This window comes from Kribbella sp. NPDC055071 (assembly GCF_053608045.1).
In genome coordinates this window covers 1-26,037 of record NZ_JBSGUS010000035.1, presented here as the reverse complement: position 1 = coordinate 26,037, position 26,037 = coordinate 1, and the positions used below count along the sequence as shown (strand labels likewise).

The 26,037-nt window shown below is 67.4% G+C and carries 33 protein-coding genes; 11 read left to right on the top strand and 22 right to left on the bottom strand.

Annotation, left to right across the window (positions count from 1 at the left end; all coding sequences use genetic code 11):
* Positions 1–7: 7 nt before the first annotated feature.
* Positions 8–817, bottom strand: coding sequence for a hypothetical protein (locus ACWF4Z_RS35540; RefSeq protein ID WP_452247612.1), 810 nt, complete (start codon positions 815–817; stop codon positions 8–10).
* A gap of 93 nt (positions 818–910) precedes the next feature.
* Entirely contained in the window at positions 911–1,507 is a 597-nt protein-coding gene (locus tag ACWF4Z_RS35535; RefSeq protein WP_452247611.1) for a mycothiol-dependent nitroreductase Rv2466c family protein, read from the bottom strand.
* A gap of 111 nt (positions 1,508–1,618) precedes the next feature.
* Here ACWF4Z_RS35535 and pepN point away from each other — a divergent pair, with 111 nt between their 5' ends.
* From pepN to ACWF4Z_RS35520, 3 genes are all read left to right on the top strand, one after another.
* The gene (pepN, locus tag ACWF4Z_RS35530; RefSeq protein WP_452247610.1) at positions 1,619–4,192 is read left to right on the top strand and encodes an aminopeptidase N; all 2,574 of its coding nucleotides are present in this window, start codon (positions 1,619–1,621) and stop codon (positions 4,190–4,192) included.
* Between the two features lie 80 nt (positions 4,193–4,272).
* Positions 4,273–4,803, top strand: a complete 531-nt coding sequence (locus ACWF4Z_RS35525) for a hypothetical protein (RefSeq protein ID WP_452247609.1) — start codon at positions 4,273–4,275, stop codon at positions 4,801–4,803.
* 441 nt (positions 4,804–5,244) lie between these two features.
* The gene (locus ACWF4Z_RS35520) at positions 5,245–5,805 is read left to right on the top strand and encodes a hypothetical protein (protein WP_452247608.1); all 561 of its coding nucleotides are present in this window, start codon (positions 5,245–5,247) and stop codon (positions 5,803–5,805) included.
* Here the strand turns inward: ACWF4Z_RS35520 and ACWF4Z_RS35515 are convergent.
* From ACWF4Z_RS35515 to ACWF4Z_RS35485, 7 genes are all read right to left on the bottom strand, one after another.
* Positions 5,775–6,371: a GNAT family N-acetyltransferase gene (locus tag ACWF4Z_RS35515; protein ID WP_452247607.1), complete on the bottom strand. Its 597-nt coding sequence runs from the start codon at positions 6,369–6,371 to the stop codon at positions 5,775–5,777. The two genes, ACWF4Z_RS35520 and ACWF4Z_RS35515, sit on opposite strands and share 31 nt — an antisense overlap.
* Positions 6,368–6,766, bottom strand: coding sequence for a DUF5130 family protein (locus tag ACWF4Z_RS35510; RefSeq protein ID WP_452247606.1), 399 nt, complete (start codon positions 6,764–6,766; stop codon positions 6,368–6,370). The genes ACWF4Z_RS35515 and ACWF4Z_RS35510 overlap by 4 nt, the downstream gene beginning before the upstream one ends.
* Entirely contained in the window at positions 6,753–7,034 is a 282-nt protein-coding gene (gene ctaJ / locus ACWF4Z_RS35505) for an aa3-type cytochrome oxidase subunit CtaJ (RefSeq protein ID WP_452247605.1), read from the bottom strand. Before ctaJ ends, ACWF4Z_RS35510 begins: the two co-directional genes overlap by 14 nt.
* Positions 7,035–7,232: 198 nt before the next feature.
* A complete protein-coding gene (locus ACWF4Z_RS35500) occupies positions 7,233–7,736 on the bottom strand; it encodes a hypothetical protein (RefSeq protein ID WP_452247604.1) in 504 nt (167 codons plus the stop codon).
* An 81-nt stretch (positions 7,737–7,817) separates the two neighbouring features.
* Positions 7,818–8,417: a lytic polysaccharide monooxygenase auxiliary activity family 9 protein gene (locus tag ACWF4Z_RS35495; RefSeq protein WP_452247603.1), complete on the bottom strand. Its 600-nt coding sequence runs from the start codon at positions 8,415–8,417 to the stop codon at positions 7,818–7,820.
* Positions 8,418–8,540: 123 nt separating this feature from the next.
* Positions 8,541–10,658, bottom strand: coding sequence for a 4-alpha-glucanotransferase (gene malQ, locus ACWF4Z_RS35490; RefSeq protein WP_452247602.1), 2,118 nt, complete (start codon positions 10,656–10,658; stop codon positions 8,541–8,543).
* Between the two features lie 52 nt (positions 10,659–10,710).
* The gene (locus ACWF4Z_RS35485) at positions 10,711–11,748 is read right to left on the bottom strand and encodes a hypothetical protein (RefSeq protein WP_452247601.1); all 1,038 of its coding nucleotides are present in this window, start codon (positions 11,746–11,748) and stop codon (positions 10,711–10,713) included.
* A 64-nt stretch (positions 11,749–11,812) separates the two neighbouring features.
* On the opposite strand from ACWF4Z_RS35485, the gene ACWF4Z_RS35480 reads away from it, so the two are divergent.
* Together ACWF4Z_RS35480 and ACWF4Z_RS35475 are read left to right on the top strand one after the other, a co-directional pair.
* The gene (locus ACWF4Z_RS35480) at positions 11,813–12,553 is read left to right on the top strand and encodes a mechanosensitive ion channel family protein (RefSeq protein WP_452247600.1); all 741 of its coding nucleotides are present in this window, start codon (positions 11,813–11,815) and stop codon (positions 12,551–12,553) included.
* A 104-nt stretch (positions 12,554–12,657) separates the two neighbouring features.
* On the top strand, positions 12,658–13,653 hold the full coding sequence (locus ACWF4Z_RS35475) for a chitinase (RefSeq protein ID WP_452247599.1): 996 nt from the start codon (positions 12,658–12,660) through the stop codon (positions 13,651–13,653).
* Between the two features lie 53 nt (positions 13,654–13,706).
* Here ACWF4Z_RS35475 and ACWF4Z_RS35470 read toward each other — a convergent pair whose 3' ends face one another.
* The 4 genes from ACWF4Z_RS35470 to ACWF4Z_RS35455 are packed head-to-tail and all read right to left on the bottom strand — an operon-like array spanning position 13,707 to position 15,433.
* Positions 13,707–14,135: an OsmC family protein gene (locus tag ACWF4Z_RS35470; RefSeq protein ID WP_452247598.1), complete on the bottom strand. Its 429-nt coding sequence runs from the start codon at positions 14,133–14,135 to the stop codon at positions 13,707–13,709.
* A gap of 27 nt (positions 14,136–14,162) precedes the next feature.
* Positions 14,163–14,582: a globin gene (locus ACWF4Z_RS35465; RefSeq protein ID WP_452247597.1), complete on the bottom strand. Its 420-nt coding sequence runs from the start codon at positions 14,580–14,582 to the stop codon at positions 14,163–14,165.
* Between the two features lie 15 nt (positions 14,583–14,597).
* Complete coding sequence (locus ACWF4Z_RS35460) at positions 14,598–15,017, bottom strand: acyl-CoA thioesterase (RefSeq protein ID WP_452247596.1); 420 nt, start codon at positions 15,015–15,017, stop codon at positions 14,598–14,600.
* The gene (locus ACWF4Z_RS35455) at positions 15,014–15,433 is read right to left on the bottom strand and encodes an acyl-CoA thioesterase (protein ID WP_452247595.1); all 420 of its coding nucleotides are present in this window, start codon (positions 15,431–15,433) and stop codon (positions 15,014–15,016) included. Before ACWF4Z_RS35455 ends, ACWF4Z_RS35460 begins: the two co-directional genes overlap by 4 nt.
* 132 nt (positions 15,434–15,565) lie before the next feature.
* Here ACWF4Z_RS35455 and ACWF4Z_RS35450 point away from each other — a divergent pair, with 132 nt between their 5' ends.
* Both ACWF4Z_RS35450 and ACWF4Z_RS35445 read left to right on the top strand, forming a co-directional pair.
* The gene (locus tag ACWF4Z_RS35450) at positions 15,566–16,321 is read left to right on the top strand and encodes an SDR family oxidoreductase (RefSeq protein WP_452247594.1); all 756 of its coding nucleotides are present in this window, start codon (positions 15,566–15,568) and stop codon (positions 16,319–16,321) included.
* A 37-nt stretch (positions 16,322–16,358) separates the two neighbouring features.
* Positions 16,359–16,814, top strand: coding sequence for a MaoC family dehydratase (locus tag ACWF4Z_RS35445; RefSeq protein ID WP_452247593.1), 456 nt, complete (start codon positions 16,359–16,361; stop codon positions 16,812–16,814).
* Here ACWF4Z_RS35445 and ACWF4Z_RS35440 read toward each other — a convergent pair.
* From ACWF4Z_RS35440 to ACWF4Z_RS35430, 3 genes are all read right to left on the bottom strand, one after another.
* Entirely contained in the window at positions 16,811–17,695 is an 885-nt protein-coding gene (locus ACWF4Z_RS35440; RefSeq protein WP_452247592.1) for an N-acetyltransferase family protein, read from the bottom strand. The genes ACWF4Z_RS35445 and ACWF4Z_RS35440 overlap by 4 nt on opposite strands.
* A 103-nt stretch (positions 17,696–17,798) precedes the next feature.
* Complete coding sequence (locus tag ACWF4Z_RS35435; protein ID WP_452247591.1) at positions 17,799–18,032, bottom strand: hypothetical protein; 234 nt, start codon at positions 18,030–18,032, stop codon at positions 17,799–17,801.
* Positions 18,033–18,149: 117 nt separating this feature from the next.
* Positions 18,150–19,058 carry an N-acetyltransferase family protein gene (locus ACWF4Z_RS35430; RefSeq protein WP_452247590.1) on the bottom strand — a complete coding sequence of 303 codons (909 nt, stop codon included), beginning with the start codon at positions 19,056–19,058 and terminating at the stop codon, positions 18,150–18,152.
* Here ACWF4Z_RS35430 and ACWF4Z_RS35425 point away from each other — a divergent pair.
* Both ACWF4Z_RS35425 and ACWF4Z_RS35420 read left to right on the top strand, forming a co-directional pair.
* Complete coding sequence (locus tag ACWF4Z_RS35425) at positions 19,057–19,317, top strand: hypothetical protein (protein WP_452247589.1); 261 nt, start codon at positions 19,057–19,059, stop codon at positions 19,315–19,317. The genes ACWF4Z_RS35430 and ACWF4Z_RS35425 overlap by 2 nt on opposite strands.
* A 23-nt stretch (positions 19,318–19,340) precedes the next feature.
* Positions 19,341–19,880: a hypothetical protein gene (locus tag ACWF4Z_RS35420; protein ID WP_452247588.1), complete on the top strand. Its 540-nt coding sequence runs from the start codon at positions 19,341–19,343 to the stop codon at positions 19,878–19,880.
* Here ACWF4Z_RS35420 and ACWF4Z_RS35415 read toward each other — a convergent pair.
* The gene (locus ACWF4Z_RS35415) at positions 19,871–20,842 is read right to left on the bottom strand and encodes a helix-turn-helix transcriptional regulator (RefSeq protein ID WP_452247587.1); all 972 of its coding nucleotides are present in this window, start codon (positions 20,840–20,842) and stop codon (positions 19,871–19,873) included. The genes ACWF4Z_RS35420 and ACWF4Z_RS35415 overlap by 10 nt on opposite strands.
* A 53-nt stretch (positions 20,843–20,895) precedes the next feature.
* Between ACWF4Z_RS35415 and ACWF4Z_RS35410 the strand changes: the two genes are divergently transcribed.
* Positions 20,896–21,468 (top strand): TIGR03086 family metal-binding protein, encoded by a 573-nt coding sequence (locus ACWF4Z_RS35410; protein ID WP_452247586.1) that lies wholly within the window; start codon positions 20,896–20,898, stop codon positions 21,466–21,468.
* Between the two features lie 31 nt (positions 21,469–21,499).
* On the opposite strand, the gene ACWF4Z_RS35405 is transcribed toward ACWF4Z_RS35410, so the two are convergent.
* Genes ACWF4Z_RS35405 through ACWF4Z_RS35385 form a run of 5 tightly spaced genes read right to left on the bottom strand, consistent with a single transcriptional unit; the run spans position 21,500 to position 25,252 of the window.
* Entirely contained in the window at positions 21,500–21,811 is a 312-nt protein-coding gene (locus ACWF4Z_RS35405; protein WP_452247644.1) for a type II toxin-antitoxin system PemK/MazF family toxin, read from the bottom strand.
* A gap of 26 nt (positions 21,812–21,837) precedes the next feature.
* Positions 21,838–22,065, bottom strand: a complete 228-nt coding sequence (locus tag ACWF4Z_RS35400; RefSeq protein WP_452247585.1) for a hypothetical protein — start codon at positions 22,063–22,065, stop codon at positions 21,838–21,840.
* Positions 22,066–22,118: 53 nt separating this feature from the next.
* On the bottom strand, positions 22,119–22,871 hold the full coding sequence (locus ACWF4Z_RS35395; protein ID WP_452247584.1) for an SDR family oxidoreductase: 753 nt from the start codon (positions 22,869–22,871) through the stop codon (positions 22,119–22,121).
* On the bottom strand, positions 22,871–24,091 hold the full coding sequence (locus ACWF4Z_RS35390; RefSeq protein ID WP_452247583.1) for an acetyl-CoA C-acetyltransferase: 1,221 nt from the start codon (positions 24,089–24,091) through the stop codon (positions 22,871–22,873). Before ACWF4Z_RS35390 ends, ACWF4Z_RS35395 begins: the two co-directional genes overlap by 1 nt.
* 15 nt (positions 24,092–24,106) lie before the next feature.
* Positions 24,107–25,252 (bottom strand): acyl-CoA dehydrogenase family protein, encoded by a 1,146-nt coding sequence (locus ACWF4Z_RS35385; protein ID WP_452247582.1) that lies wholly within the window; start codon positions 25,250–25,252, stop codon positions 24,107–24,109.
* Between the two features lie 74 nt (positions 25,253–25,326).
* Between ACWF4Z_RS35385 and ACWF4Z_RS35380 the strand changes: the two genes are divergently transcribed.
* Positions 25,327–25,926, top strand: coding sequence for a TetR/AcrR family transcriptional regulator (locus ACWF4Z_RS35380; RefSeq protein WP_452247581.1), 600 nt, complete (start codon positions 25,327–25,329; stop codon positions 25,924–25,926).
* Positions 25,927–26,037: the final 111 nt, after the last annotated feature.

The following is a 26,037-nucleotide window of genomic DNA, read 5'->3' as shown; positions in this document are numbered from 1 at the left end:
CAGCAATCTACTGTCCGGCACCCTTCGACGGCGAAGCGCCCGGCAGCCGCAGCGCCGCTGTCAGCCCGTTCACCTCGGCGGAGGCCTGCTCGTACGACGTTCCGGGTGGACGCACCGTGTACACAGCGACGATGAACCGGTCGTCCGGGCCGACAGTCCCGGTGGTGTGGAGTGCGTCGCCACCGAGCTCGACCAGCGCCTTCGGCCTGGACCGATCCTGGCCGTAGCCACTGGACCCGATGAAGCCGGACCAGCCTTGTTTGATGCTGAAACCGGAGTCGAAGACCGACGGGATCCCGAAGTACTGGTCGAAGCCGTCGGTGCCGTGGCGGGTGGCCTGACGCAGCTGGTCCATCACGAACGTCCGCACGGGCTCAGGCGCACGATCGACGATGTATCGATAGATCTCGACCGTGTCGGCAGCGGTGATGGCGACGTACCCCCAGAAGCCCGGATGGGTGATCGGCGGCCCGGCCGTGTGCGTCAGGCCGAGCCGCTTCACCATCCGGTCCACCAAAAACGGACCACCGAGCTCGTCCCAGTAGTGGCTGGCGGCGTCGTCGTCGCTGCTGCGCAACATCGCCTCGAGCCGGGTCCGATCCTCGGCCGGTACGTCGTAGGCCGGTCCGCGGTCCCAGAGGAAGTCCAGGACGATCAGCAGCTTCACCACGGAGGCCGACCGGAACCGGTGAGCGGCGTTGAACCGCTGGACGAACTCACCTGTCCGGCGGTCGAAGACGGCGATACCTGCCGTCACTCCGACCGGGATCGCCACGTCGTTCACACCGACCGCGGGCAGCTGATCACGCAAGGTCATCGGAAACCTACTCACCACTTGACGAATTCCTAGGTGAGTAACCTTCACCATCCGGGGCGGTCCAGGCAAGCTTTAAAGAGCAGGCCGAATCAATCAGTCGAAAATCGGCTCGCGGTCACGCGTTCGCTTGAGCTCGAAGAAGCCCTCGGTCGAGGCGACGAGCCGTACGCCGTCCCACAGCTTCCCGGCCGCCTCACCCTTCGGGGCAGGGGTCACGACCGGACCGAAGAACGCCGTACCCTCGACCGCGATGACCGGCGTGCCGACCTCCATGCCGACCTGGTCCATACCGGCGTGGTGCGACTTGCGCAACACCTCGTCGTACCGGTCGGTGCCGGCGGCCTCGAGCAGTGACGCGGGCAGGCCGACCTCTTCGAGTGCTTCGGCCAGTACGGCGTCGTCCTTGCCGCCGCGGCCTTCGGTGTGGATGCGGCGGCCGATGGCGGTGTAGAGCGGCAACAGGACCTCGTTGCCGTGCGCCTGCTCGGCGGCGGTCAGCACCCGGACACGGCCGAGCAGGCGGTCCCAGTTGGCGTCGTGCTCGTTACGGTCCTCGTTCAGGACGGCCAGGCTCATCACGTGCCAGGTCGTCGTCACATCCCGCACCTGCTCGACCTCGAGCATCCAGCGAGACGTCATCCAGGCCCAGGGGCAGGCCGGGTCGAACCAAAAATCTGCGGAGGCAGTCATGTTCCCAATCATACAAAGTTGAAGGAACGTAGGTACCGGCTTGGTATCCAATGCCCAAGGTTGCGGGGAAACCCTCGGCCAAGCCGACAGCCAGGTGCATAGGATGCCGACATGCCTGGAACCAACCTCACGCGCGACGAGGCGCGTACCCGTGCCGGTGTGGTCAGCGATGTCAGCTATGCGATCGAGCTGGACCTGACCAACGCTCCGAGCGGCGCCCCGACCTTCCCGTCGGTGACCATGATCACCTTTGCCGCCGAGGCCGGCGCGAGGACCTTCGCCGACCTGATCGCGGACAGCATCCGCGAGGTGACGCTGAACGGTACGGCGCTGGACCCGGACACCGTGTACGACGGGGCCCGCATCCAGCTGGACGGGTTGGCCGAGCGCAACGAGCTGAAGGTCGTCGCCGACTGCCTGTACTCGCGCACCGGTGAAGGACTGCACCGCTCGGTCGACCCGGCCGACAAGGAGACGTACCTCTACACGCAGTTCGAGGTGCCGGATGCGCGCCGCGTCTTCACCACCTTCGAGCAGCCGAACCTCAAGGCCCCGTTCACGTTCACCGTCTCCGCACCGGCCCGTTGGGTCGTCATCTCGAACGCTCCGACGCCCGAGCCCACGCCGTACCAGGGTGAGAGCGGTGAGGAGCTGGCCCGGTGGGAGTTCCCGCCGACCGAACGGATCTCGACGTACATCACCGCTGTGGTGGCCGGGCCGTACCACGTGGTCACGGACTCCTACGAAGGCGCGAACGGGACCTACCCGCTGTCGCTGCTGTGCCGTCCGTCGCTGAAGGACGCTCTGGACGTCGAGGACCTGTTCGAGGTGACCAAGCAGGGCTTCGAGCTGTTCGAGAACGCCTTCGGTACGCCGTACCCGTTCCACAAGTACGACCAGGCATTCGTGCCGGAGTACAACATGGGCGCGATGGAGAACGCGGGCTGCGTGACGCTGCGGGACGAGTACCTGTTCCGCAGCCGCACCACGCACGCGGAGCTGGAGAGCCGCGCCAACACCGTTCTGCACGAGCTGGCGCACATGTGGTTCGGCGACCTGGTCACGATGACCTGGTGGGACGACCTGTGGCTCAACGAGTCGTTCGCCGAGTGGGCCAGCCACTGGGCGCAGGCGACCGCGACCACCAAGTACGCCGGCGCCTGGACGACGTTCTGCAACGCCAGGAAGAACTGGGCCTACCGGCAGGACCAGCTGCCCTCGACGCACCCGATCGCGGCCGACATGGTCGACTTCCACGCGGTCGAGGTGAACTTCGACGGCATCACCTACGCCAAGGGCGCGTCCACGCTGCGCCAGCTCGTCGCGTTCGTCGGTGAGGACACCTTCATCACCGCGCTGAAGGAGTACTTCGCCGACCACGCGTTCGGGAACACCGAGCTGACCGACCTGCTCAAGCCGCTGGAGAAGGCGTCCGGTCGGGATCTGGACGACTGGACCGAGCGCTGGCTGCGGACCGCCGGTGTGAACACGCTGCGAGCCGACTTCGCGGTCGACAGTTCAGGCGCCTTCACGTCGTTCGCGATCGAGCAGACCGCGACGGAGAAGTTCCCCGTGCTGCGGCCGCACCGGCTCGCGGTCGGCCTGTACCGGCGTACCGACGAAGGCCTGGTCCGGACCGAGCGGTTCGAGGTGGACATCGACGGCGCGCGTACCGAGCTGCCCGAGCTCGTCGGTGCGTCCCAGCCGGACCTGGTGCTGCTGAACGACGACGACCTCACCTACGCGAAGATCCGGATGGACGAGCGCTCCCGCGCCACGCTGGTCGAGTCGATCGATCAACTCACCGAATCGTTGCCCAGGGCACTGGCCTGGGGCTCGGCCTGGGACATGACCCGCGACGCGGAGATGCCGGCCAGCCAGTACGTCGGCATCGTGCTGCGCGGGATCCGGGCCGAGACCGACCTCACCGGCGTACGGTCCCTGCTCGGCCAGGCGACCACCGCGATCAACCAGTACGCCGCTCCCGAGAACCGCCCCGCCCTGCGGGCACAGTTCGAGGCAGCCGTGGCGAGCCTGCTCGCCGACGCCGCGCCGGGCAGCGACCACCAGCTCGCCTTCGCGCGTTCGTACAGCTCGGCGGTCTTCTCCGAGGCAGGTGCCGACCGTCTCCTCGCCTGGCTGGACGGACGCGACCTGCCGACCGGACTGGTCGTCGACACCGACCTGCGCTGGACCTTGATCGTGGCACTCGCCCGGCTCGGCCGGATCGGTGCCGACGAGATCGACGACGAGCTGACCCGGGACACCACGATGACCGGTCAGGAGCGCGCGGCCCAGGCACGTGCGGCCAGGCCGACCGCAGCCGCCAAGGAGGACGCTTGGCGGATCGCGGTGGAGTCGGAGGACACTCCGAACGAGACACAGTTCCGGACCATCATCGGCTTCCAGCAGCCGGGTCAGGAGGACCTGCTGCGCCCGTACGTCGAGAAGTACCTGAACGCGGCCAAGGACGTCTACACGCGCCTTGGCTCGTCGATGGGCGAGAACGTGCTGGTCTACCTGTCGCCGCGCAACCTCGCGGACCAGGAAGCGCTGGACGCGCTGACCAACTGGCTGGCGGTGGAGTCCGCGTCGGTGGACGCTCCGACGCTTCGTTACGTCTCTGAAGCACGGGCTGACCTCACCCGGGCCATCACGGCCCAAGCAAAGGACATCGTCGCCTGACGCATCACACTGCCGGTCTCAGCCTTTGTCGCTGCGACCGGCAGTGTCATGTCCGTCGCAGATGCGGTAAGACTGGGTCGGTGCCCGCCTCCGATCCCGCCCTGGCAGGTGCGGCAGCCGTTGCGCTGACCGGACTGGCAGAGGCCTACCGACCCCGCCCGGTCACTCCCCTGATGCCATGGCGCTATCCACACCGGCTGGTGAAGCCGTACATCATCACGGCCCGCGGACGGCAGTGGGACGACCAGATGGTCGAGATCGCCCGTACCACTGCGACCCGGCAGCTCGAGTTCGACGATGCGATGGGCGCTGTCGGCCTGGCCGTCGTCGTCCTGCATCTCGGCGACGACGGTGTCTATCTGGTCGTGCAGAGCTGGGCCAAGGACTTCCAGTCCCGCCTGAGCATCTTCAGCGGCTTCGAGGTCGACGACCTCCGACCGGCCCCGATCGGCGCCGCCCCCTGCATCTGGGAACTAGAGGTGCTCAGCCACGAGCGCTCGGCGTACGTGAACCACATCCTCGCCGCAGCCGTCGACATCGACGCCTGGCTTGACGACGCCCTGGACACCCGACCGCAGCCCAAGCCCAGCGGCATCCCGTCCGGGACCTAGTCGCGCCTTTCAGGTCAAGCAATTTCCTGAAGGTTTGTGCGGCGGGGATTTCCTGACGTTACCCACAGGACCGGGTGGATCGCGTCCGGTAAGGGTCAAACGATTGCTCGTCGGCGGACGGTGAGGGGCCGTGCGCAGTGCGCGATTCCCTTGTGGAGAACGAGATTCTGACCACTTGAGGGATGCTCATTTATTCGGTCGTTCGGTTTAAGCTGCCACCGGAATGCCGATTCATGTCCATTCGAGGGACCCTGGGGAGGGGGCCTTGCCGTGACACCTGTTGATCATCGCAAGCCGTCGGCCCGAGGGGCTCGCAGACAGAAGCCGGCACCGCGACGCAGCGAACCCGCGCGTCGCGACGTCACCGCGCGCCGCGGCGATGCCCCGCCGCGGCCTCCACGGAAAGCCCAGCGCTCGCACAGCGCGATCGGAGCCGCGATCGTGACCGCGGCGGCGCTGGTCGCCGTGTTCGCGTTCATCCTGACCAGAGGATCGTCTCCGGCGCCGGAGAGCAGCGACGGGCTGCGGCTGGGGACCGACACGACCGGCGCGCCGGCCGCGCCGACACCGCCGGTCGCGACCGATGACGCGAGCGCGACCAAGGCCGACCGTAATCCGCCGGCCTCTTCGAAGGCGGCACCGACCACCGCGCCGTCGGTGAACACCGGTGCGACGTCACCGGCGTTCGCGCGGGGACAGTGGATCGTGGTCCTGGACACCTACCCGACCGACGTGGGCATGGATGCGGACCAGCTTGCGAAGGGTGCGGCGACGAAGCTGATCCAGGCCGGCGTGCCCGCGAAGGCGATGCTGGTCGACGGGCAGTACCCGGGGATCGCCAGCAGCTCGGCAGAGCGGGTCACCGACACCTGGATGCTGTATCTCGGTCCTGGGGAGTCATCGGACCAGATGCTCAAGCTGTGCACCGCACCGAAGACGCAGCGCGCCCACCCCAACACCGCCTGCCCGACCTACGAGCCGGCGAGCGCTGCAGGCAGCTGATCCACCACGTCCGTCGCCAACCGGGCGTGCAGGTGCGAGTCATGCCGGTCGCCGGTCGGCTCGACGTAGTACGCCCGCATGATGCCTTCGAGCTGGAAGCCGGCCCGCGTTGCGACGCGGCAGGAGCCCTTGTTGACCAGTGCGTGGTCCAGCGACAGGCGGTGCAGGCGTAGACCGTCCGTTGCAAAGGCCCAGCGGGCTGCCGCATCGAGAGCGCGGGCCGCGAGTCTGCGACCGCGGGCGGCCGGGCTGACCCAGTACGCGACCACGGCCTGGTCCGGCACCCGGTTCACGTCGCGGATCGCGACGTTGGCGAGCACGTAGTCGGTTGCGGCGTCGGCCACCGCGAAGACGGCGTTGCCGCGCGCCCAGGCCGTGATGCGCGGCTCCAACCACCTGCGGGCTCGCTGATCCGCGGGTGTGCGGATGACCGCCGTACCGCCGGTCCAGCGGAGGATGTCCGGATCCCGCAACGCCTCGGCCACTGCCGCCTCGTCAGTCGCTACGAACGGACGCAGTACGACGTCGTCCAGCTCGATGCGGTGTCGCGGCAGGGCCTCGGTCACTGCTGGTGCGGCTCGTGGGCGTGCAGCAGCGGTGCCTGTACGGCGTGCTCGCCGAGTTGCTGTACGCCGGTCACCAGCCCGCCGGTCAGATCACCAGCGGCGAACGAGGTCTGCATGGTCAGCGCGGCCAGCCCGGCCGAGGTGTCCGTCAGCTGCCGCTTGGCCAGCGGACCGATGACGATCTCCAACCGGCGGCCGGCCGGGTCGACGTACACCAGAACCGAGTGGTCGGGGTCGTCCAGCTCGTTCAGCAGCTCCACGGCGAACGGGCGGGTCTCCTCGTCCGCTCCACCGACGTACACGGAGAAGTGCAGGCCGGACACCTCTTCGGCGTGCCGGACGGCCTTCTCGATGTCGTAGAGCTGGTCCGGTGTGAATGCGTCACCAGCTGGCACTTGCGCCTCCGGTCGTACGGGCGACGCCGGTGCCGGCGATCGCGGTCGCGCCCGGTGCGGCGGGCAGCTCGGGAAGGTTGGCCGGGTCCGGCTTGGTCACCGTCGGACCGTTGATCCAGACCGGCGGGGCCCACCACGACAGCCCCGGGCGGTACCGCGGCCCGCTCGCGATCGACGACGCGAACACCAGCAACGACACCACCGCAACAACCAGCACAGGTATACCGACAAACACCAACAACGTGTGGCCGGAAACTTCAGTGATCACGCCCTAGAGCCTAGTACTCCCCCACCTCCCCCACCCCGCAGACCCCACAAGTCGCCCCCCACCCCCCGACCACTTTCCCTGGCAGACCCACGAATTTGCCTGGCAGACCCATGAGCTCGGGGGTTCCACACCCGCACTAGGGGTACGGAACCCCCGATTTGCTGGGTCAACCAGGCAAATGGGGCGAGCGGTGGGGGGTCAGCAGCCGCCGCAGTTGTAGTAGGTGATGTCCCAGTGGTTGCCCTCGTTGGCGTAGATGTTGCCGGAGGGGGCTTGCCACTGGGGGTAGCCGTCGCCGCGGTCGGCGATGCGGGCGAAGTGGTTGTGGACGTAGTTCGTGACACAGGTGGTGATGGCGACGTCGACCTTGTAGCCGTTGCGGTGGCTGTAGGTGCCGGCGGCGTGCCCGACCTCGGTTCCACCGGTGATGCGGATCGCGCACCCACTCGCCTGCTTCAGCGTGCGAACGCCGTACACGGTCGAGTCGTTGATGTTGGTGAACGACGTACAACTGGCGTTGTTCCAGTCCGAGCAGTTGCCGCTGGACGACCAGGTGATCCCGGCCGCGGAGAAGATCGCGGTCGCCTGCGCGTGCGTCAGCTTGGTCAGCGCCGAGGCCTGGTCGACCGCGATCACACCGGGCAGCAGCCCGGCGAGTACGGCGACCACCGGGATGAGGACGCGTCGGAGGACGGATTTCATGGGGACACTCCTTGAAATATGGGGCGGTTATCTCAAGGAGTGCACTGCCCAGGAAAGATATTCACGAAACGTGCGGTTAAATCAGAAATTAACGTCCGAACACTGGTAGAAGGCGTTCCCCGTGTCGGCAATGGTCCAGACCGCAAGGATCATGTGCCGTCCGGTCCGATTGCTCGGCAACGTACCGGGGTGCGAAACCTCCGTCGGCGGTCGGGCGCCGTTCAGCTTCACGGTCAGGAACGGGGTCAGATCGAGCGCCGAACGGGTCAGCGGATCGTTCTTACTCCAGCCCTGCTTGGTCATGTAGTACTTGAAATCGGTCGTCGCATGCGACGCGGTCAGGTGCCAGCTGAACGTGTAGCCGGCACCGGCCGTCAACTGGGTAGCCGGCCAAGCTCCACCACGCTGGTCGTCCAACTCGTGGAACTGCGACAGACCGGCCGAGCAGAGCAGACCGTCCGCAGGACCCGTGGTCGGGAAGCCCTTCGGACCTTCGGTGCTTTGCGGCTCCCACTGGATCGCGCCGCAATCCGTCACGGTCTGGTTCTGACAGAGCTTGGCCCGACTGATCGGTGTGGTCGTGTAGCCGTGCCCATAGGCCAGGGGCACCGACGTGCTGACCGTCAGCGCGAGTGCGCCGACGGCGATTCCGGCCAGGCTGAGCGTGCGATTGCGCAGCATCTGGTCAACTCCTTCACCTGTTGGGGCGGTGAGACAGCGAAGGAAGGCGCCTTCTTGTTGACGAATAGAAAACAACCGTTCAAATCTATTGTCAACGGTTCGTAGCCGTTTGCGTACAGAAAGCTAGATATTGAGGGCGCCGATGAGCCGGCGGAGGCGCTGGTTGTTCGGCAGGTCCTCGATCATCACCGGCTGTCCGTCCGGCCCACCGAGCGGGATACGCCAGTTCGGATACTCATCCGTGGTGCCCGGCTGATTCTGCGTACGACGCTCGCCCACAGCGTCAGTGAGTGCCACCCCGACCAGCTTGGCCGGCGTATGAGCGACGTACTGATGCAGTGCCTCGACGATGCGCTCGACGTCGCCATCGGTGTTACTGAGCAGGTGCCGCTCGCGCAGTGCGTTCAGCCACGAGTCACGCTCGGCCTCGTCCACAGCGAGCTCCTCAGCGACCGGTCTGGTCAGCAGACCGAGCTGGTTGCGCAGCTCGACGTGATCACCGGCCAGATACCCCGCTGTCGGCGGCAGGTCGTGCGTGGTGACCGTTGCCAGGCAAAGCTCACGCCAGCGCTCCGGGGCGAGCGGATGACCCTCAGCGTCCCGCTCGAACCACAGAACCGACGTGCCCAGGATGCCGCGCTCGGTCAGGTAGTCACGCACCCACGGCTCGACCGTGCCGAGGTCTTCGCCGATCACCATCACCCCAGCCCGCGAAGCCTCCAAGGCGAGGATGCCAATGAGCGCCTCATGGTCGTAGCGCACGTACGTACCCTCGGTCGGCCGCTCCGGCGACGTGACCCACCAGAGCCGGAACATGCCGAGGATGTGGTCGATCCGCAGCCCACCACCATGCCGCATCACCGCACGGACCAGATCCCGCCAAGCGGCGTACCCGGTCTCGGCCAGTGCGTCCGGGCGCCAAGGCGGCTGCGACCAGTCCTGTCCCTGCTGGTTGAACGCGTCCGGCGGCGCACCGACGTGGATACCGCGGGCCAACACGTTCTGCAGCGCCCACGCGTCCGCTCCGTCCGGATGTACGCCGACGGCCAGGTCATGTACGACGCCCAGCGACATGCCGGCCGCCTTCGCCCGGGCCTGCGTACGCGCGAGCTGGTCGTCCAGCTGCCACTGCAACCAGCAGTGGAACTCGACGGCATCCGGGTTCTCGTTGCGGAAGGCAACGACGGCCGGCTCGCTCGGATCACGCAGCTCCTCAGGCCACTTGCTCCACTCCGGCCCGTGCACGTCCGCGATCGCGGCCCAGGTGGCGAAGTCGATCAGCCCCTGGCTCTCGCGATCGCAGTAGGCGCCGTACTCCGCGATCCGGCCGATGGACGGCCGGACACCGAAGAGCAGCTGGAGTGCCTCGCGCTTGGCCGCCCAGACCGTGTCCCGGTCCAATGCGGTCGCGTCCTCACTCAGAGCCCGGGTCTGCAGGCTGAGCGCCCGGACCCGATCCCGCTCCGCGGGCGCGAGGTCGCCGTACTCGTCGATGTCTTCGATGCGCAGGTAAATGGGGTTCCCGAAACGCCGCGAGGCCGGGAGGTACGGCGAGGGCTCCATCCGGCCCGCGGTCTCGGCCGCGTGCAGTGGATTCACCAGTACGAAGCCGGCACCCAGGTCGTGCGCGGACCAGGCGGCGATGTCCGCGAGGTCGTGCAGATCACCGATCCCCCACGACCGGCGCGAGCGCACCGAGTACAGCTGGAGCACCCAGCCCCAGGTGCGGTCCAGCTTCTCCGGCTCGAGCTTGCGCGGAGTCACGATCAGCGTGCTCACCGAAATCTCCGGACTGCTGCCGACCCGCGCACACAGCCGGTGGTATCCGAGCGGTAGATCACCCGGCAGTTGGAACGTCGCCTCACCGATCTGCACGCCGTCGACCCACTCCGGCTCCACCAGGTGGTCCTGCTGGGCGATGTCCCGTCGCTGACCGCCGTCCTCCAGGTCAACCCACACGTCCGCCGTCGACCCGTGCGGCAGGTGTACGGCGAACCAGGGCGTCCAGCCCGCTCGCATCACCACAGTCGCGGGCAACGTCCGCCGCCAGCGCTCCTGCTGATGCTCAGCGAGCGCCAAGGCCGCCTTGTCCGGCGTCGACGCGTCCACACCGAGTGCTGCGAGTACGGCGGAGACCACCTCGCTGGAGACGATCACATGCTCGCCCTGCCAGTTCCAGTACTCCGTCGCCACGCCATGGGCAACCGCTAGCTCGACAAGGGCCGCAGTGGGAGCTGTCACCCCAGCGAGTCTGCCGTATCACCCATGCCAACGCCCAACGGCGCGCGCCGTGTCACTCATTCGAACGGCGACGACTCAGGATCAGTACGGCGACCAGCAGCACGCCACTCGCGACCACCAGGCCGATCGCCACCCCACCCATGTTGTCCGTCAGCTGGTACAGCGCGGTCGGCCAGATGACCAGCAAGATCGCACAAGCGACCACCGCGTACGCCGAATGCCGCCGGCGACCGTACGCGACCAGAAGGGCGGCCGGACCGGCCGTGCCGACGGCCAGCGCCATGATCTCGCCACGCTCCTGGATGAGCCAGCAGATCGACGAACTGAACATCGCGGCGCCGGCCAGTGACCATGCGGTCACCTGATCCCGAACCAGGCCGAGCATCGCCAGCACGAAGGCCACCAGGATGAATCCGGTCCCGGCGATGCCCGCGGTGTTCGCGGCCGACCCGGTGTCCGGAGTGAGGACATCTGCCGTGATCACCACCACACCCACGGCGAGGATTCCAAAAGTTGCCACCAGCAACGACGAGCCGGCCAGCCTCCACAGGCCGACCGCGGCCAGCGCGAGCGCGACCGCGACCCCGACGACCCGACCGGTCTCCCCTTCGATCGCGACGTACGCGGCGAAACCGGCCACACAGCAGCCCAGGGACGCCAGCGCCGAGCTGAGCTGGCCACGGCCGCGCAGCAGCGCGAGGACGACGGACGCACCCAGCAGGATGACCGCCGCGCTCGTGCCGGTCACGATGCGGGCCGCGCGACCCATCTCACCCCAGTTGGCGAGCGTGAGCAGCGCGACCGCGCCCAGCAGCAGCGCTCCGCCGATGTAGCCGAGCACCTCGATCAGCGCGTTCGAATGGGACACCGTCGGCGGCGTCCTGGTCTTCACCGGCGGCTCGGCCGGCTGGGGCTTCGCCGGGGTTGCCGGCTGGGTCTTCGGCTGTGCCGGCGCTTGCGGTGGCCCGGCGACCGCCCGGGCCTTGTCGATCTCCGCGTCGGCGGCGTCCCGGATCGAGTCGGCCTGGTACTGGCGCAGCACACCCGCACTCACGAGCCTGGACAGCTCGTCATCCAGCCGGCTGGGCATGCAGGTCGTCTCCCCTTGTCGAACTGTGTCCCGTGGCGGGACACCACTATGGTTGGGCGGCGAGATGCCTTATTTGATCAGCTACCTTGTGTCCGCGGTCAGTCACCCCCTGTTTTCGCTGCCGGAGACCCTCCCGACCTTCTTCCGGATGGGCAACGACGGCAAGCTGGAAGTGACCGACCAGATCGTCGTCGTCCCGGCCCGGATCGCCGGGCTCATCATCGGTTTCTTCGTGCTGCGCTGGGTGCTGCACAAGGTCATCCGCCGGTTCGCCAAGCGGACCGGGAACGGCGCCGTCGCCGGCGTCCTGTCGAAGGCCAGGATCGGCCAGGACTTCGTCGAGAACACGCTGGCCACCGAGCGGCGGGCCCAGCGGGCCCAGACGATCGGTTCCCTGCTCTCGAGCACGGTGACGATCGTTCTGACCGCCGTCCTCGTGGTGATGGTGCTGGCCGAGCTGGGCTTCAACATCCTGCCGGTGATCGCGTCCGCGAGCATCATCGGCGTCGCGCTCGGCTTCGGCGCGCAGACGCTGGTGAAGGACTTTCTGGCCGGCATCTTCATGATCTTCGAGGACCAGTACGGCGTCGGCGACCTGATCGACATGGAGAAGGCGACCGGCGTGGTCGTCGCGGTCGGCCTGCGGATCACCACGCTGCGCGGCGAGGACGGCACCACCTGGTACGTCCGCAACGGCGAGGTGGTCCGAATCGGCAACCTGACCACCCGCGACCCGCGCAGCGACGCCTCCTCCGGCGTTGGCTCGGCCACGGAGCAGGAAGAACAAGCTCCGAAGTCCGACTGAAATCAGCTGTTGACGCATCGCGACCGGCACGTCATGATCGAGCGAACCGTTAGGAAACCTTCCTAACTAAAGAACTCTGACCGCCCCCAGATTGGGAGTTCGAGATGCGCTCACGCATGTTCAAGATCGCCACGGCAGCGGTCGCAGCCGGCGCCCTGGCGCTCGGCGTCGCGGCCGCCGCCCAGGCGTCCACCCAACGGGTCCAGGCGGATCCGGCCAGTATCGGCGCCGCGCCGTACCTGTATCTCGGCTGGGGAAACCCGCAGAACCCGACCAGTGTGATGAACGCGGCCGGCAACACCTGGTTCACGCTCGCCTTCGTCCTGTCCGACGGCGGCTGCAACCCGAAGTGGGACGGCGACCGCGCGCTCACCGGCGGCTCGGACCAGACCACGATCAACAGCATCCGGGCCGCGGGTGGTGACGTGATCCCGTCGTTCGGCGGCTGGTCGGGCAACAAGCTCGGCGAGAAGTGCACCTCCGCTTCGGCGCTGGCCGGTGCGTACCAGAAGGTGATCGACGCCTACAAGCTGAAGGCGATCGACATCGACATCGAGGACACCGAGTTCCACAGTGCGGCCGCCCGGCAGCGGGTCGTGGACGCGCTCAAGACCGTCAAGAGCAAGAACGCCGGGATCAAGACGTACATCACGATGGGCACCGACCAGGGCGGCCCGGACTCGTCGGGCGTCGACCTGATCAAGAAGGCTGCCGCTGCGGGGCTGGCCAACGACGGCTGGGTGCTGATGCCGTTCGACTTCGGTGGTGGCTCGACCAACATGGCCACTCTCACCCAGCAGGCCGAGGAAGGGCTCAAGGGCCGGTTGAAGACCGCTTACGGCTACACCGACGACACGGCGTACCGGCACATGGGGATCTCGTCGATGAACGGCAAGACCGACGACGGCGAGACGGTCCGCCTGCAGGACTTCAAGACGATGCTGACCTACGCACAGCAGCACCACCTGGCCCGCTTCACGTTCTGGGCGGTGAACCGGGACCGCGCCTGCGGCGGCAGCAACAACGACGGTGACTCGTGCAGCGGGATCTCCCAGAGCCAGTACGACTTCACCAAGGTCGTAGCCCGGTTCCACGGCTGAAAACACGACGTCCGGCGAACCCTGGTGGGTTCGCCGGACGTTGACGTGCAGGGTCAGGCGGTGAAGGTGACGTCCAGCGTGATCGGGACGGCGGCCAGCGCCTGCGAGACCGGGCAGTTCTTCTTCGCGCCCTCGGCGAACTCGGCGAACTCGTCGGCGGTGATCCCGGGGACCTTGCCGTTCACCGACAGCTTGATACCGGTGATGCCCTCGCCCGGCTGGAAGGTGACGTCGGCCTGGGTGTCGATCGCCTCCGGCGCGTGGCCCTCGCCGGCCAGCGCGTGCGACAGCGCCATCGAGAAGCAGGTCGAGTGCGCGGCGGCGATGAGCTCCTCCGGGCTGGTCTTGCCGTTGGCGTCGTTCGCGCGGGAGGCCCAGGTGACGTCGTAGGTGCCGACACCGGACGACTCGAGAGCGACCTGGCCGGCGCCCTCCATCAGCGAGCCTTCCCAGTGGGCCTTGGCCGTACGAGTGGTAGCCATGCTCGTGTTGTCTCCTTCGAAGGGGGTTCAGCGGCCGGACACGTCGATCGCGCCCGGGTAGTGCGGTTCGTCGGTGTTCACCATCGTCTGCGCCGCCATCAGCATGTAGTTCCAGATCTGCTCGTCCTGCTCAGGTGTCAGGGCGATCTCGTCCAGTGCGGCGCGCATGTGGCGCAGCCAGCTGTCCCGGGCGCTCGGGGTGACGGCGAACGGCGCGTGCCGCATCCGCAGCCGGGGATGTCCACGCTGCTCGGAGTACGTCTTCGGTCCACCCCAGTACTGCTCCAGGAACATCCGGAAGCGCACCTCGGCCGGGCCGAGGTCCTCCTCCGGGTACAGCGCACGCAGTTCGGGATCGGCGGCGACGCCGCGATAGAACGCCGCTACCAGCCGGTGGAAGGTATCCGCCCCACCGACGGCGTCGTAAAAACTCTGCTGCTCAGTCATGTCAGCTCTAGTCTTTCAGGCCGATACAACGCGCTTGAGGAGGGCTGCCCGTTCGGTGTCCGACAGTGGGCGCTTGGCGTGGGTCTGCGGGTCCACGGTGACGATCACGGACTCGGCCTTGGCGTAGACGTCCTCGCTCTCCCCGCTGCGGTCCACGATCCAGGAGTGCAGCGTGTACGACGTCGTACCGATCGAGTCGATCCAGACGTCCACGTCGTACGGCGGGTGCCGGAGCAGGATCGGCCGTAGGTAGTCCACCGTCTGGCTGACCAGGACACACGGATAGACCGTGAACACGTCGCTGCCGGCGCCGAGCGTGTCGGCCAGGAACGCGATCCGGGCTTCCTGGAGGTAATCGAAGTACCGGACGTTGTTGACGTGGTCGTACGAATCGATGTCCGACCAGCGAACCAGCACGGGGTGGGTGAACTTCATGCGCCCACCAGCTTCGACAGGGCCTCGCGCTCGACCGGGGTGATCCGGCGGAGGCGGTTGGCGGCGAAGTCGAACGGGACCAGCTTGGTCCGGGCTTCGACGTACGTGGTCCGCTCGGGCTCGGCGTCGAGGATCTCGTAGTCGACGGTGAAGGACGCCGCCTTGATCTCGCTGATCCACAGCTCGATCCGGACCGGCTCCGGCCGGAAGTACAGCGGTGCGCGGTACTGGACCTCGTGCCGGGCCACCAGCAGGCCGGTCTCCAGGTCGTCCGCGCCGAGCTCCTTGGCGGTCCGGAAGAGAAAATCGACGCGAGCGTCCTGCAGGTAGTCGACGTACTTTCCGTTGTTCACGTGGCCGAGCGCGTCCAGATCACCCCACCGCAGCGGGCAGTAGTAGATATGGCGGTTGCTCATACTTTCCCCACCCCACGCGCCGGGCTGTGATGATCCACACGGCGATCATCGCATCCGCGGTACTGCCCGGGTGACAGAGCGTGGGTAATGTCATCCCCGGCAGCAGCACGGGACCAAAAGGAGCGGCGGACCATGACTCAGCAGCGAGTGGCGATTGTGACCGGGTCCGCGCGGGGAATCGGCGCGGCCGTCGCGCAGCGGCTCGCCGCCGACGGGAACGCGGTTGCCGTCCTCGATCTCGACGAGGGCGCCTGCGCCGCGACCGTCAAGACGATCACCGAGGCCGGCGGCACGGCGATCGCGGTCGGCTGCGACGTCAGCAAGTCCGACCAGGTCACCGCCGCGGTCGAGCGCGTCGTCGCCGAGCTGGGCGCACCGACGATCCTGGTGAACAACGCCGGCGTCCTGCGGGACAACCTGATCTTCAAGATGTCCGAGGACGACTGGGACACGGTCATGTCCGTCCACCTCAAGGGCAGCTTCCTGATGTCCAAGGCGGTCCAGGCCCACATGGTCGAGGCCGGGTACGGACGCTTCGTCTTCCTCTCCTCGACCTCCGCCCTGGGCAACCGCGGCCAGTCGAACTACGCCTCCGCCAAGGCCGGACTGCAGGGGCTGGCCAAGACGCTGGCGATCGAGCTGGGCAAGTTCGGCGTCACCTCGAACGCGATCGCCCCAGGCTTCATCGAGACCGACATGACCGCGGCGACCGCGGCCCGGGTCGGCGTCGACTTCGAGGAGTTCAAGAAGGCGACCGCCGCGAGCATCCCGGTGAACCGGACCGGCAAGCCGGAGGACATCGCCGCTGCCGCGTCGTTCTTCTGCAGCGAAGAGGCCGGGTTCGTGTCCGGTCAAGTTCTGTACGTGGCCGGCGGACCGCGCAACTAGACCGCAACTTGACCCACGGCACCCTGAGGAGCAGCAGATGGCGCAGACGTTCACCGGTGTCGACGAGGTCGTGCAGGCCGTCGGGACCCAGCTGGGCGAGACCGAGTGGCTGGAGATCACGCAGGAGCAGGTGAACACGTTCGCCGACGCGACCGGCGACCACCAGTGGATCCACGTCGACGTCGAGCGCGCCTCCAAGGGCCCGTACGGCGGGACCATCGCGCACGGCTATCTCACGCTCAGCCTCATCGCACGGTTCGGCGACGAACTCTTCGCCGTCAACGGCGTCACCGCCAAGCTCAACTACGGCGTGAACAAGGTCCGCTTCCCGGCTCCCGTCCCGGTCGGCACCCGCATCCGCGCCGGTGCCTCGATCGCGAACGCCGTCGAAACCCCCGCAGGTGTCCAGGTGTCGCTCAACTGGGTCATCGAGCTGGAGAACTCCACGAAGCCCGCCTGCGTGGCCGAAACCGTCGTACTGCTGGTCCCCTAGAGGGGGCAGATGATGACCGCGTGGGTGGCCACGCGGTCATAGCCGAGCCATTCGTTGACGGCGATCATCGGGGCGTTGCTGTCGTAGTTCGCGGTGTAGGCACCTCTGACACCCGCATCGGCGGCCCGGTGCAGTGCGGCGGCCTTGACTAGCTTGGCCAGGCCTCGGCCGCGGTACTCCGGCATGGTCGAGGTCATCTTGGACCAGATCCGGGTGTGGTCGCCTTGGCTGAGGGTGAATGCCACCAGCTCGTCCTGATACATCGCCGCGACGCTCAGGTCCGCCACCGTGCTGGGCGAGTGCCAGATCTCGGCCAGCCAGTCGTCGTACGGCTGCGAAGTGATGTTCGCATCACCAGGTTTGGTGCGCTGGGCAACTTCGTCCGCCGCGTAGAGCTGGCGCGGGTCGACCTCGGTGAACAGAACCAGGTCGACGCCGCTCGGGGTCTCCGGGATGTCCGTCGTCTTCGCGGGATCGATACCCACGTAGTGAACCTGCCTGGTCTGCCGGTAACCCCACCGCGCCGCCCACTCCACCGAGCTGGGATCGGCGAACACCCGCGCACTCCTCGCGCCGGCCGCGCGCAGGTTCTCGTGTGTTGCCTCCAGCAACCGTGTCCCGATCCCCCGGCCCCGGTGATCCGGCCGGACCAGGATCCGCAGCTGTCCGTCGAGCGGATCCGACCCCGAGATCAGTGCCGTCGTCGCCCACCCCACCACCTCGCCGGCATCAACCGCGGCGAACGTCCCGTTTCCGGGCGTGGGGGTCTCCGTGGCGCGGCGGGTCAGCGCGTCCCGCGTCACGGCAAGATACGGCGCGTGGATCTCGTGCAGCGCAAGGGCTCCGTCGACATCCGCCGCTTCGGCCGGCCTGATCTCCATCCGATCTCCTTGGCGATCTCCATGCAATCCGGTCACTGACGTCCCTCAGAACGTAACCCGCATTCAGGCCCAGACCAGATGGAAAATCGATTACAGCTCCGTATCACCCGCCCCGAGGCCCGAGAACCAGCCGGGCACCCGTGACATCGACGCTCATCCGGTAGCGCCCGAGATAGCTGGTACCCACCAGACCCTCATGAATAATGTCCTGGAACAGAACCCGTGGCGAGACCTGAGCGGTCTCCGGCGCCGCCGCCAGCCACACGCTGCCGGAGATCGTTGCCCAGCGCCTCGACCATTCGTAGCCGGTCTCGTCGGTCCCGGTCCGCGTCGTCACGTCCGGACTACTGAGATCGACCTCGCAGCGTGCTCTCCGAGTTCCAGCAACGGTAGGCGGACCAGCGGTGTCTCGATCGATTGCCCCGACATTCGCTGCCCGGTAAAGGTTTCGCCTCTAGCCCCCCAAGTAGTGCAGCAGTCCGAGTTCGGTCTGGACACGTTCGTACCCGAGCCAGTTGTTGATGGCAAGCATTGGGGCGTTCTTGTCGTCGTTCGACGTGTAGGCGGCGGTGATACCGGCCGCGGCGGCGCGGCGCAGGGCGACCGACTTGACCAGCTTGGCCAGACCGCGACCGCGGTACGACGGGATCGTGCCGGTCATCCCCGACCAGGCGCGATCGCCCGCGGTCTCGACCAGGGTGAAGCAGACGATGTCGTCACCGACCATCGCGGCGACACTGAGGGATTTGTCCAGCGACGGGCCTTGCCAGGTCTCGTCGAGCCAGTCGTCGTACCCGACCGCGTCCATCGGGACGTCGTCCGGTTCGTCGGCTCCGGCGATCGTGTCGGCGGTGTAGACCTGACGCGGTCCGACCTGGGCGAGCGTGACGAGCTCGAAGCCGTCCGGGGTCTCCGGCTGCGCGGGCAACGCTCGTACGTCGACGCCCGCGTAGTGCATCCGACGCGTCCCGTCGTACCCGAGGTTCCGGGCGAACTCGAGGCCTTCGGGCTGGACGAACGTCCGGACCCGGCTCGCGCCTACCTCGGTCAGGTGTTGGTGCAGCCGGTCGGCGAGCGCCGTACCGATGCCCCGGTTGCGATGGTCGGGATGCACGAAGATGGAGAGCTCGCTCTGACCCGGCTCGCTCGTCCACACGTTCAGCCCGGCCGAGCCCCAGGCAACCACCTCGCCGCTACAAACCGCGACCAGCGGGAGGAACCGCTCGGCCGGCTGGGACACGGTGATCATGTGACGACTGGCCGCTGCAGACATCACCTTGTACGAGTAGACGGCTCGCCGTACCGCCGCCACGGCCTCAGCGTCGTCGCCCACCGCGGCCCGGATCACCACCGGAGTTGTCATGCTCTCGGACCCTAACCACCGCGCCTTCGAGGCGCCACGCATTATCAAGGGACAACAGCAACGTGATCGCAACGCCTGCGAGCGCACTGTGATTCTGCTGTGCGGTGAACTCGCACTACAGTTACCCGGTGCTGTCGGACTGATCGCCCCGACCGCCGGAAGTGCCATCGGGCTGAACACCTGTCTTGGGCAGGTGCTCGGCGATGACGGGGTCACCGGCGGCGGGGCGTCCACACCGCTCGACAATGCAATGGCTTGACAGACTCCCGCGCGCACCGAGTAATGGCGACTGTGCACATAACCGATGGTGCTTCCGCCGCGCGGGTCCTGGCCGGGCTGTTCGTCTCCGATGCGCCACGGCCGGAGTTCGCCGAGGTGTTCGCCGCGTTCGCGCCGCTGATCGGCAGCTGGGATCTCGACGTTCGCTGGTACGACGAGACCGGCGCGGTGACCCGGCAGACCAAGGGCGAGTGGCACTTCGCGTGGGCGCTCGACGGCAGGGCCGTCGCCGACGTCTGGATCACCCCGAGCCGGGCCGCGCGCACCACGGACGGCGACGGCGAGTGGGGGCTGTCGATCCGCATCTGGGATCCCGAGCTGAACGCGTTCCGCTCGACCTGGATGGGTCCGAAGGCTGCGTTCGTGATGGCGTTCATCGCCCACGCCGAGGGAGACACGATCACTCTCGAAGGCCAGACCGCCAACACCCGTTGGGGTTTCACCAACATCACCGACACCAGTTTCCACTGGCGCAACGAGGACGAGACCGACGACGGGCGGGTCATCCTCAGGCAGACGTTCGAGGCACAGCGTCAGGCGTAGGTCGCGACCGCAGTCTTGGCAAGGTCCAGCAAGCTGGATCGGATCTCGTCCGGCTCCAGCACTTCGACGACGCCGGCGAACCCGAGCAGCATGCCGCACGCAGCCTCTCGAACCCGGAAGTGCAGACGCAGGTGCGGCCACTCGTCGTCGGACTCCACCTCGCGGGCTATTGAGCCCTTGGCGAGCATCGGCGTGACAATCCGCCGTACGACGTCCACGCGGTCCGGCCGGACCCGCACCAGCACCTCCACGCCGGTCGGCAGGTTCTGCTCGAGTCCGGAGCGCAGTCTGTCCCACTCCGCCCGTACGTCGAGGCCCTCCGGCCGTACGGCGGTCTCCTCGAGCACGTCCGCCTGTTCGACCCGCGACACCCGATACATCCGCGCAGAGCCGCGATGGGCCGCGACCAGGTACCAACGCCCGGCCTGCTCGACCAGTCCCCACGGATCGACCGTCCGACTCTGCCGACCCGCACTGGCCGACGCGTACTGCAATCGCACTCGTCGCTGAGCCACCACCGCTTGCCGGAGCACGGGCAGAGCGCCGTGATCCTCCGCGTCGGCGAACCACCGCCGCCGGTCCACCACGATCGCGTCCGAGAGCGCATCAGCGTCGTCCTGCAGCGCCAGCGGGAGTGTCGACGCCAGCTTGCCCATCGCGGACCGCAGTGCGTCGTGCAGACCGAGCTCCTCCGACAACGCGGCTCGCCCCGACCACGCGAACAAGGCCTGCGCCTCCCGCGGCGTCAGCCCACTCACGTCCGCCCGATACCCCGGCAGCAACACACAACCGCCGTTCCGGCCACGCTCGCTGTAGACCGGTACGCCGGCGGCCGACAGCGCCTCCATGTCACGCATGACAGTGCGCGTCGACACCTCCAGCCGCTCGGCCAGCTCCCGAGCAGTCAACCGCGGATGCCGCTGCAGCAGCAGGATGATCTGCAACAACCGGTCGGCTCGCACTCTTCGAACATATACGACAAAGGGTGTCGCATATACCCCGCGAAGCTGTCGGCATGAACAACCTTGGAAACGACCCACGACCGATGTTCGTCCTTGCGCTGGACCAGACGCAGGCCCTGATCGACGCGATCGGCACCGACGAATTGACGCTCCCGACACCCTGCCCGGAGTACGACGTACGAACGCTGCTTGCGCACCTGCTCTCGGTCGCCGCCCGCATCAACCTCGCACTGACCGGCGGCGACCCACTGACGATCCCGAAGGTGACGAACAGCCCCGACATCGCCGGGACCTGGAAGGAACACCGGACCGCGCTCGACGCGACCCTGACCGACAACTCCATCCTCGGACGGGTCTGCAGGCTCCCCTTTGCCACCCTCCCGGGCGCGGCGGCGCTGGTCGCCTACACCGGCGAACTCACCACGCACTCATGGGATCTGGCCAAGGCCACCGGCCGGGTCGACCAGTTGGACGATTCACTCGCGAACTACGTGCTGCCGCTGGTCGGTCAGTTCCTTCCGGCCGAACCGCGCGGTGGCGACATCCCGTTCGGCCCCGTGGTCCCGGTCCCGGCCGATGCATCGCCGTACGACCGGCTGGCCGGATGGCAGGGCCGCCAGCCGTGAGCGATGCCGACCTGTAGCCGGGCATGCGGCACTAGGAGATGTCGATCATCCGGCGGAGCGCGAACTTGACCGACTCGACATCGCTCGGCGCGAGCTGCTCGCGGTGCGGCTTCTTCAGGCGCTGCAAGCTGATCGACTTGATCTGGTCGGTCATCGCGTAGCCCGCCGTGTTGCCGAGTCGCACCGAAGGATGGAACGGCAGCCCGCGATCTCGTGTAGTCATCGGGACGACAATCACGAGCCCGTTCGGGAGACTGCAGGCCAGCGGCGAACCGACCACGATGGCCGGTCGCCGACCTGCTTGCTCCCGGCCGAGCTGCGGATCGAAGTCGACCCACCACACCTGCCACGGTGCAACCCGTGGCAGGTTCACCACTCGGCGGCCTCGATGTCCACTCCCTCGAGCGCCTCGGCCTCGGCACGGTACTCGCTGAGCGCTTCTGGGTCGGCGGACAGACGGGCGATCGCCGTGGCCGATGCGTGCTCGAACAGGATGATCCTGAGCGCCTCGTCCAGGCTGACCCCACCGAACTCGTCCTCGGCCACGCGCGCCAGCTCGTCGCGTGTCGGGACGGAAACCCGCATGGTCGTATGCATGCCGCCAAGCATAGCGCACATATACCTCTGGTAAATGACCGGGTATAAATCTGTTAGGTCATGCCGCCTGTGAGTGTCAGGCCGCCGTCGATGGTGATCGTCTGTCCGGTGATCCACGAGGCCTCATCGGACAACAGGAACCAGACCAGCGACGCAACGTCCTCAGGACGACCGAGCCGGCCCATCGGGTACGTCGACGCGACCTTGTCCTCACGTCCTTCGTAGAGGGCTCCGGCGAACTTGGTCTTGACCACTGCCGGAGCCACCGCGTTGACGCGGATCTCCGGGGCCAACTCGACGGCCAGCTCGGCCGTCACCCGGGACACCATCGCCTTGGTCGCGCCGTACCAACCGATGCCGGGTGACGGCGACAGGCCGGCCACCGACGACAGATTGACCACTGCGCCACCGTGTTCGCGCATCCACGCGTCGCGGCACGCCTTCACCCACGCGATCGCGGCGACCACGTTCGTGTCGACCATCTTGGCCGCGACGGCCGGTTCGACGTCGAGGAGCTTGCCGTAGATCGGGTTGATGCCGGCGTTGTTCACCAGCAGGTCCACCGACCCGTACGTCGCCACCGCAGCCGCGACCACCGCCGTCCGGTGCGCGGGATCGGCCGCCTTACCAGCGATCGCGAGCGCATGCTTGCGCCCACCCAGCGACTCGACTGCCTCGTCCAGCGTCTCCTGCGTACGACCGGTGATCACGACGCGAGCACCATCGGCAACGAGACGCTGCGCGACGGCCAGCCCGATACCGCGGGAGGCGCCGGTGATGATCGCCGTACGGTTCTCGAGACCCATCAGCTGAGACGCTCGAGTACGACGGCCATCCCCTGACCGCCACCGACGCACATGGTCTCGAGCCCGAACTGCTTGTCCTCGAACTGCAGGCCGTTCACCAGCGTGGTCATGATCCGCGCACCGGTCGAACCGAACGGGTGCCCGAGCGCGATCGCGCCACCGTGCACGTTCAGCCTGTCCTCGTCGATGCCCAGCTCGCGCGCCGAGCCGATCACCTGAACAGCGAACGCCTCGTTGATCTCGACCAGATCCATGTCGTTGATGCTCATCCCGGCCCGGGCCAGCGCCTGCTTGGAGGCCTCGATCGGACCGAGGCCCATGATCTCCGGCGACAGACCGCTCACCCCGGTCGACACGATCCGCGCCAGCGGCGTCAGACCGAGCTCACGAGCCTTGGTGTCGCTCATGATCACGACCGCCGCGGCACCGTCGTTCAGCGGGCAGCAGTTGCCGGCCGTGACCGTTCCGTCCGGCCGGAACACCGGCTTCAGCTGACTGACCTTCTCCAGCGTCGTCCCGGCCCGCGGCCCGTCGTCCTTGCTGATCACGGTCCCGTCCGGCAGCGTCACCGGGACGATCTCGCGCTCGAAGAAGCCGTTGCCGATCGCCTTCTCGGCCAGATTCTGCGAACGCACACCGAACGCGTCCTGGTCGGCGCGGCTGATGCCCTTGAGCGTCGCGACGTTCTCCGCGGTCTGACCCATCGCGATGTAGACGTCCGGGATCTGTCCGTCCTGGCGCGGGTCGTGCCACACGTCGTTGGTCTCGGCGTACTTCTCGGTCCGCGCGACCGCGTCGGTGAAGACCTCGTTGAACGAGGTCGGGTCCCCGACCCCGGCCGAGCCGAAGTTCTTGTACCGCGACACACACTCGACGCCGGCGCTGACGAAGATGTCGCCCTCGCCGGCCTTGATCGCGTGGAAGGCCATCCGCGCGGTCTGCGTCGAGGACGCGCAGAACCGGTTCACCGTCGTCGCCGGGGTGTTGTCCCAGCCGAGCTGCACCGCCACCCGGCGGGCCATGTTGCCGCCGTGCTCGTCGTGCGGCTCCGCACACCCGAGGGCGAGGTCCTCGATCTGGTCGCCCGTCAGCCCGACCTTGTCGACCGCCGCCTTGATCATCTGGACGGCGAGGTCGTCCGGCCGGATCGTGGTCATCGACCCCTTGTACGCGCGACCGATCGGCGAGCGGGCCGTGGACACGATGACTGCTTCAGGCATCTTCTTCTATCCCTTTCAGAGGCCCAGATCGCGGCCGATGAGTTCCTTCATGATCTCGTTCGAGCCGGCCCAGATCTTCGTCACCCGGGCGTCCCGCCAGGCGCGCGCGACCCGGTACTCGTTCATGTACCCGTACCCGCCGTGCAGCTGGACGCAGGCGTCCAGGATCTCGTTCTGCACGTGCGCACTCCACCACTTCACCTTCGCCGCGTCCACCGCGGACAGGCGGTCCTCGTCATGGGCGACCACGCCGTTGTCGACGTACGCCTGGGTGACCTCGGCCTTGGTGACGAGCTCGGCGATCAGGAACTTGTTGTACTGGAACGAGCCGACCGGCTGGCCGAACGCCTTGCGCTGCTTCACGTACTCGATCGTCTCGTCGAGGATCTGGGTCGCGTGCGCGATGTTCGACACCGCGGCGCCGATCCGCTCCTGGGCCAGTCGCTCCATCATGTGGATGAAGCCACGGTCGAGCTCGCCGAGCACGTTGTCGTCACCGACGAACAGGTCCTCGAAGAAGAGCTCCGACGTACCGGACTCGGTCTGGCCGACCTTGTCGAGCTTCCGGCCGCGCGCGAAGCCCTCCATCCCTTCCTCGACCACGAACAGCGTGATGCCCTTCGCGCCCTTGGACGGGTCGGTGCGGGCCGCGACGATGACGAGGTCGGCCATGTCGCCGTTCGTGATGAACGTCTTCGAGCCGTTCAGCACCCAGCCGCCGTCGGCCTTCTTCGCGGTCGTCTTCAGCGCGGCCAGGTCCGAGCCACCCGAGGGCTCGGTCATCCCGATCGCGGCGACGTACTCACCGGAGCAGAACTTCGGCAGCCAGCGCTGCTTCTGCTCCTCGGTGCCGAGGTCGACGAAGTACGGCGCGGCACAGTCGTAGTGGATGCCGAAACAGCTCGACAGCGACGCGGAGACCTTCGAGACCTCCTCGGCGAAGACCTGGTTGAACCGGTAGTCGCCGACGCTGGAACCGCCGTACTCCTCCGGCACGTCCAGCCCGAGGAAGCCCTGCTTGCCGGCCTCCAGCCAGGCGGCCCGGTCGATCGTCTTCTCTTCGAGGAACTGCTCCATCCGTGGCACCAGCGAGCGGTCGCAGTACTCCTTGGCACTGGCGCGGAATGCGCGGTGGTCCTCGTTGAAGATGACGCGCTCCATCGGAGCCTCCTCGGAGTATGAGATGCGTGGCTAAGCGCTTGCTTAGGTTCCCGCTTTCGGTGCATGGTGTCAACGTGTCCGCAGTCACGAGCCCCCTGGTGTGGGACCACGTCCAGCCGGCCGCGGCCCGGCGGCTGCTGACCGGCGCGGTCGACGCGTTCGCCGAGCGCGGCTTCCAGGCGACGACAACGCGCGACATCGCATCCCGTGCGGGGATGAGCCCGGCCGCCCTGTACGTGCACTACCCGTCCAAGGAGCGCCTGCTCTTCGAGATCAGCCTCTACGGTCACAACGCGGCTCTCGACGTACTGCGGAACGCCGACCAGGGCTCGTCCGCCGCGGAGCGACTGCGCTCGATGGTTGCGGCCTTCACCGCCTGGCACGCCGAGCACCACACCATCGCCCGCGTCGTGCAGTACGAACTGGTCGCACTGACCGCCGAGCACCTCGCTGAGGTCGCGGTGATCCGTCGAGCCATCTCCGCACAAATCGAGCAGGTCCTCACCGACGGAGTCGCCGCGGACGAGTTCGCCGTCGGTGATCTGCCTGGTACGACGCTCGCCGTCCTGTCACTCTCCATCGACGTCGCGCGGTGGTACACCCCGCACCGCGGAGACCCGTCCGCCTTGGGCAAGCTCTACGCGGACCTGGCCCAGCGAATGGTCCAGGCATAGCAAAGACCCCGCCCACCCGGCGGGTTCACGTGGTCGTCGCAACACCTCGATTTGAGGAGTTGCGGCGGCCATGTCGTTTGTGGAGGATTTTGAGTGTCACGGTGGTGCGTT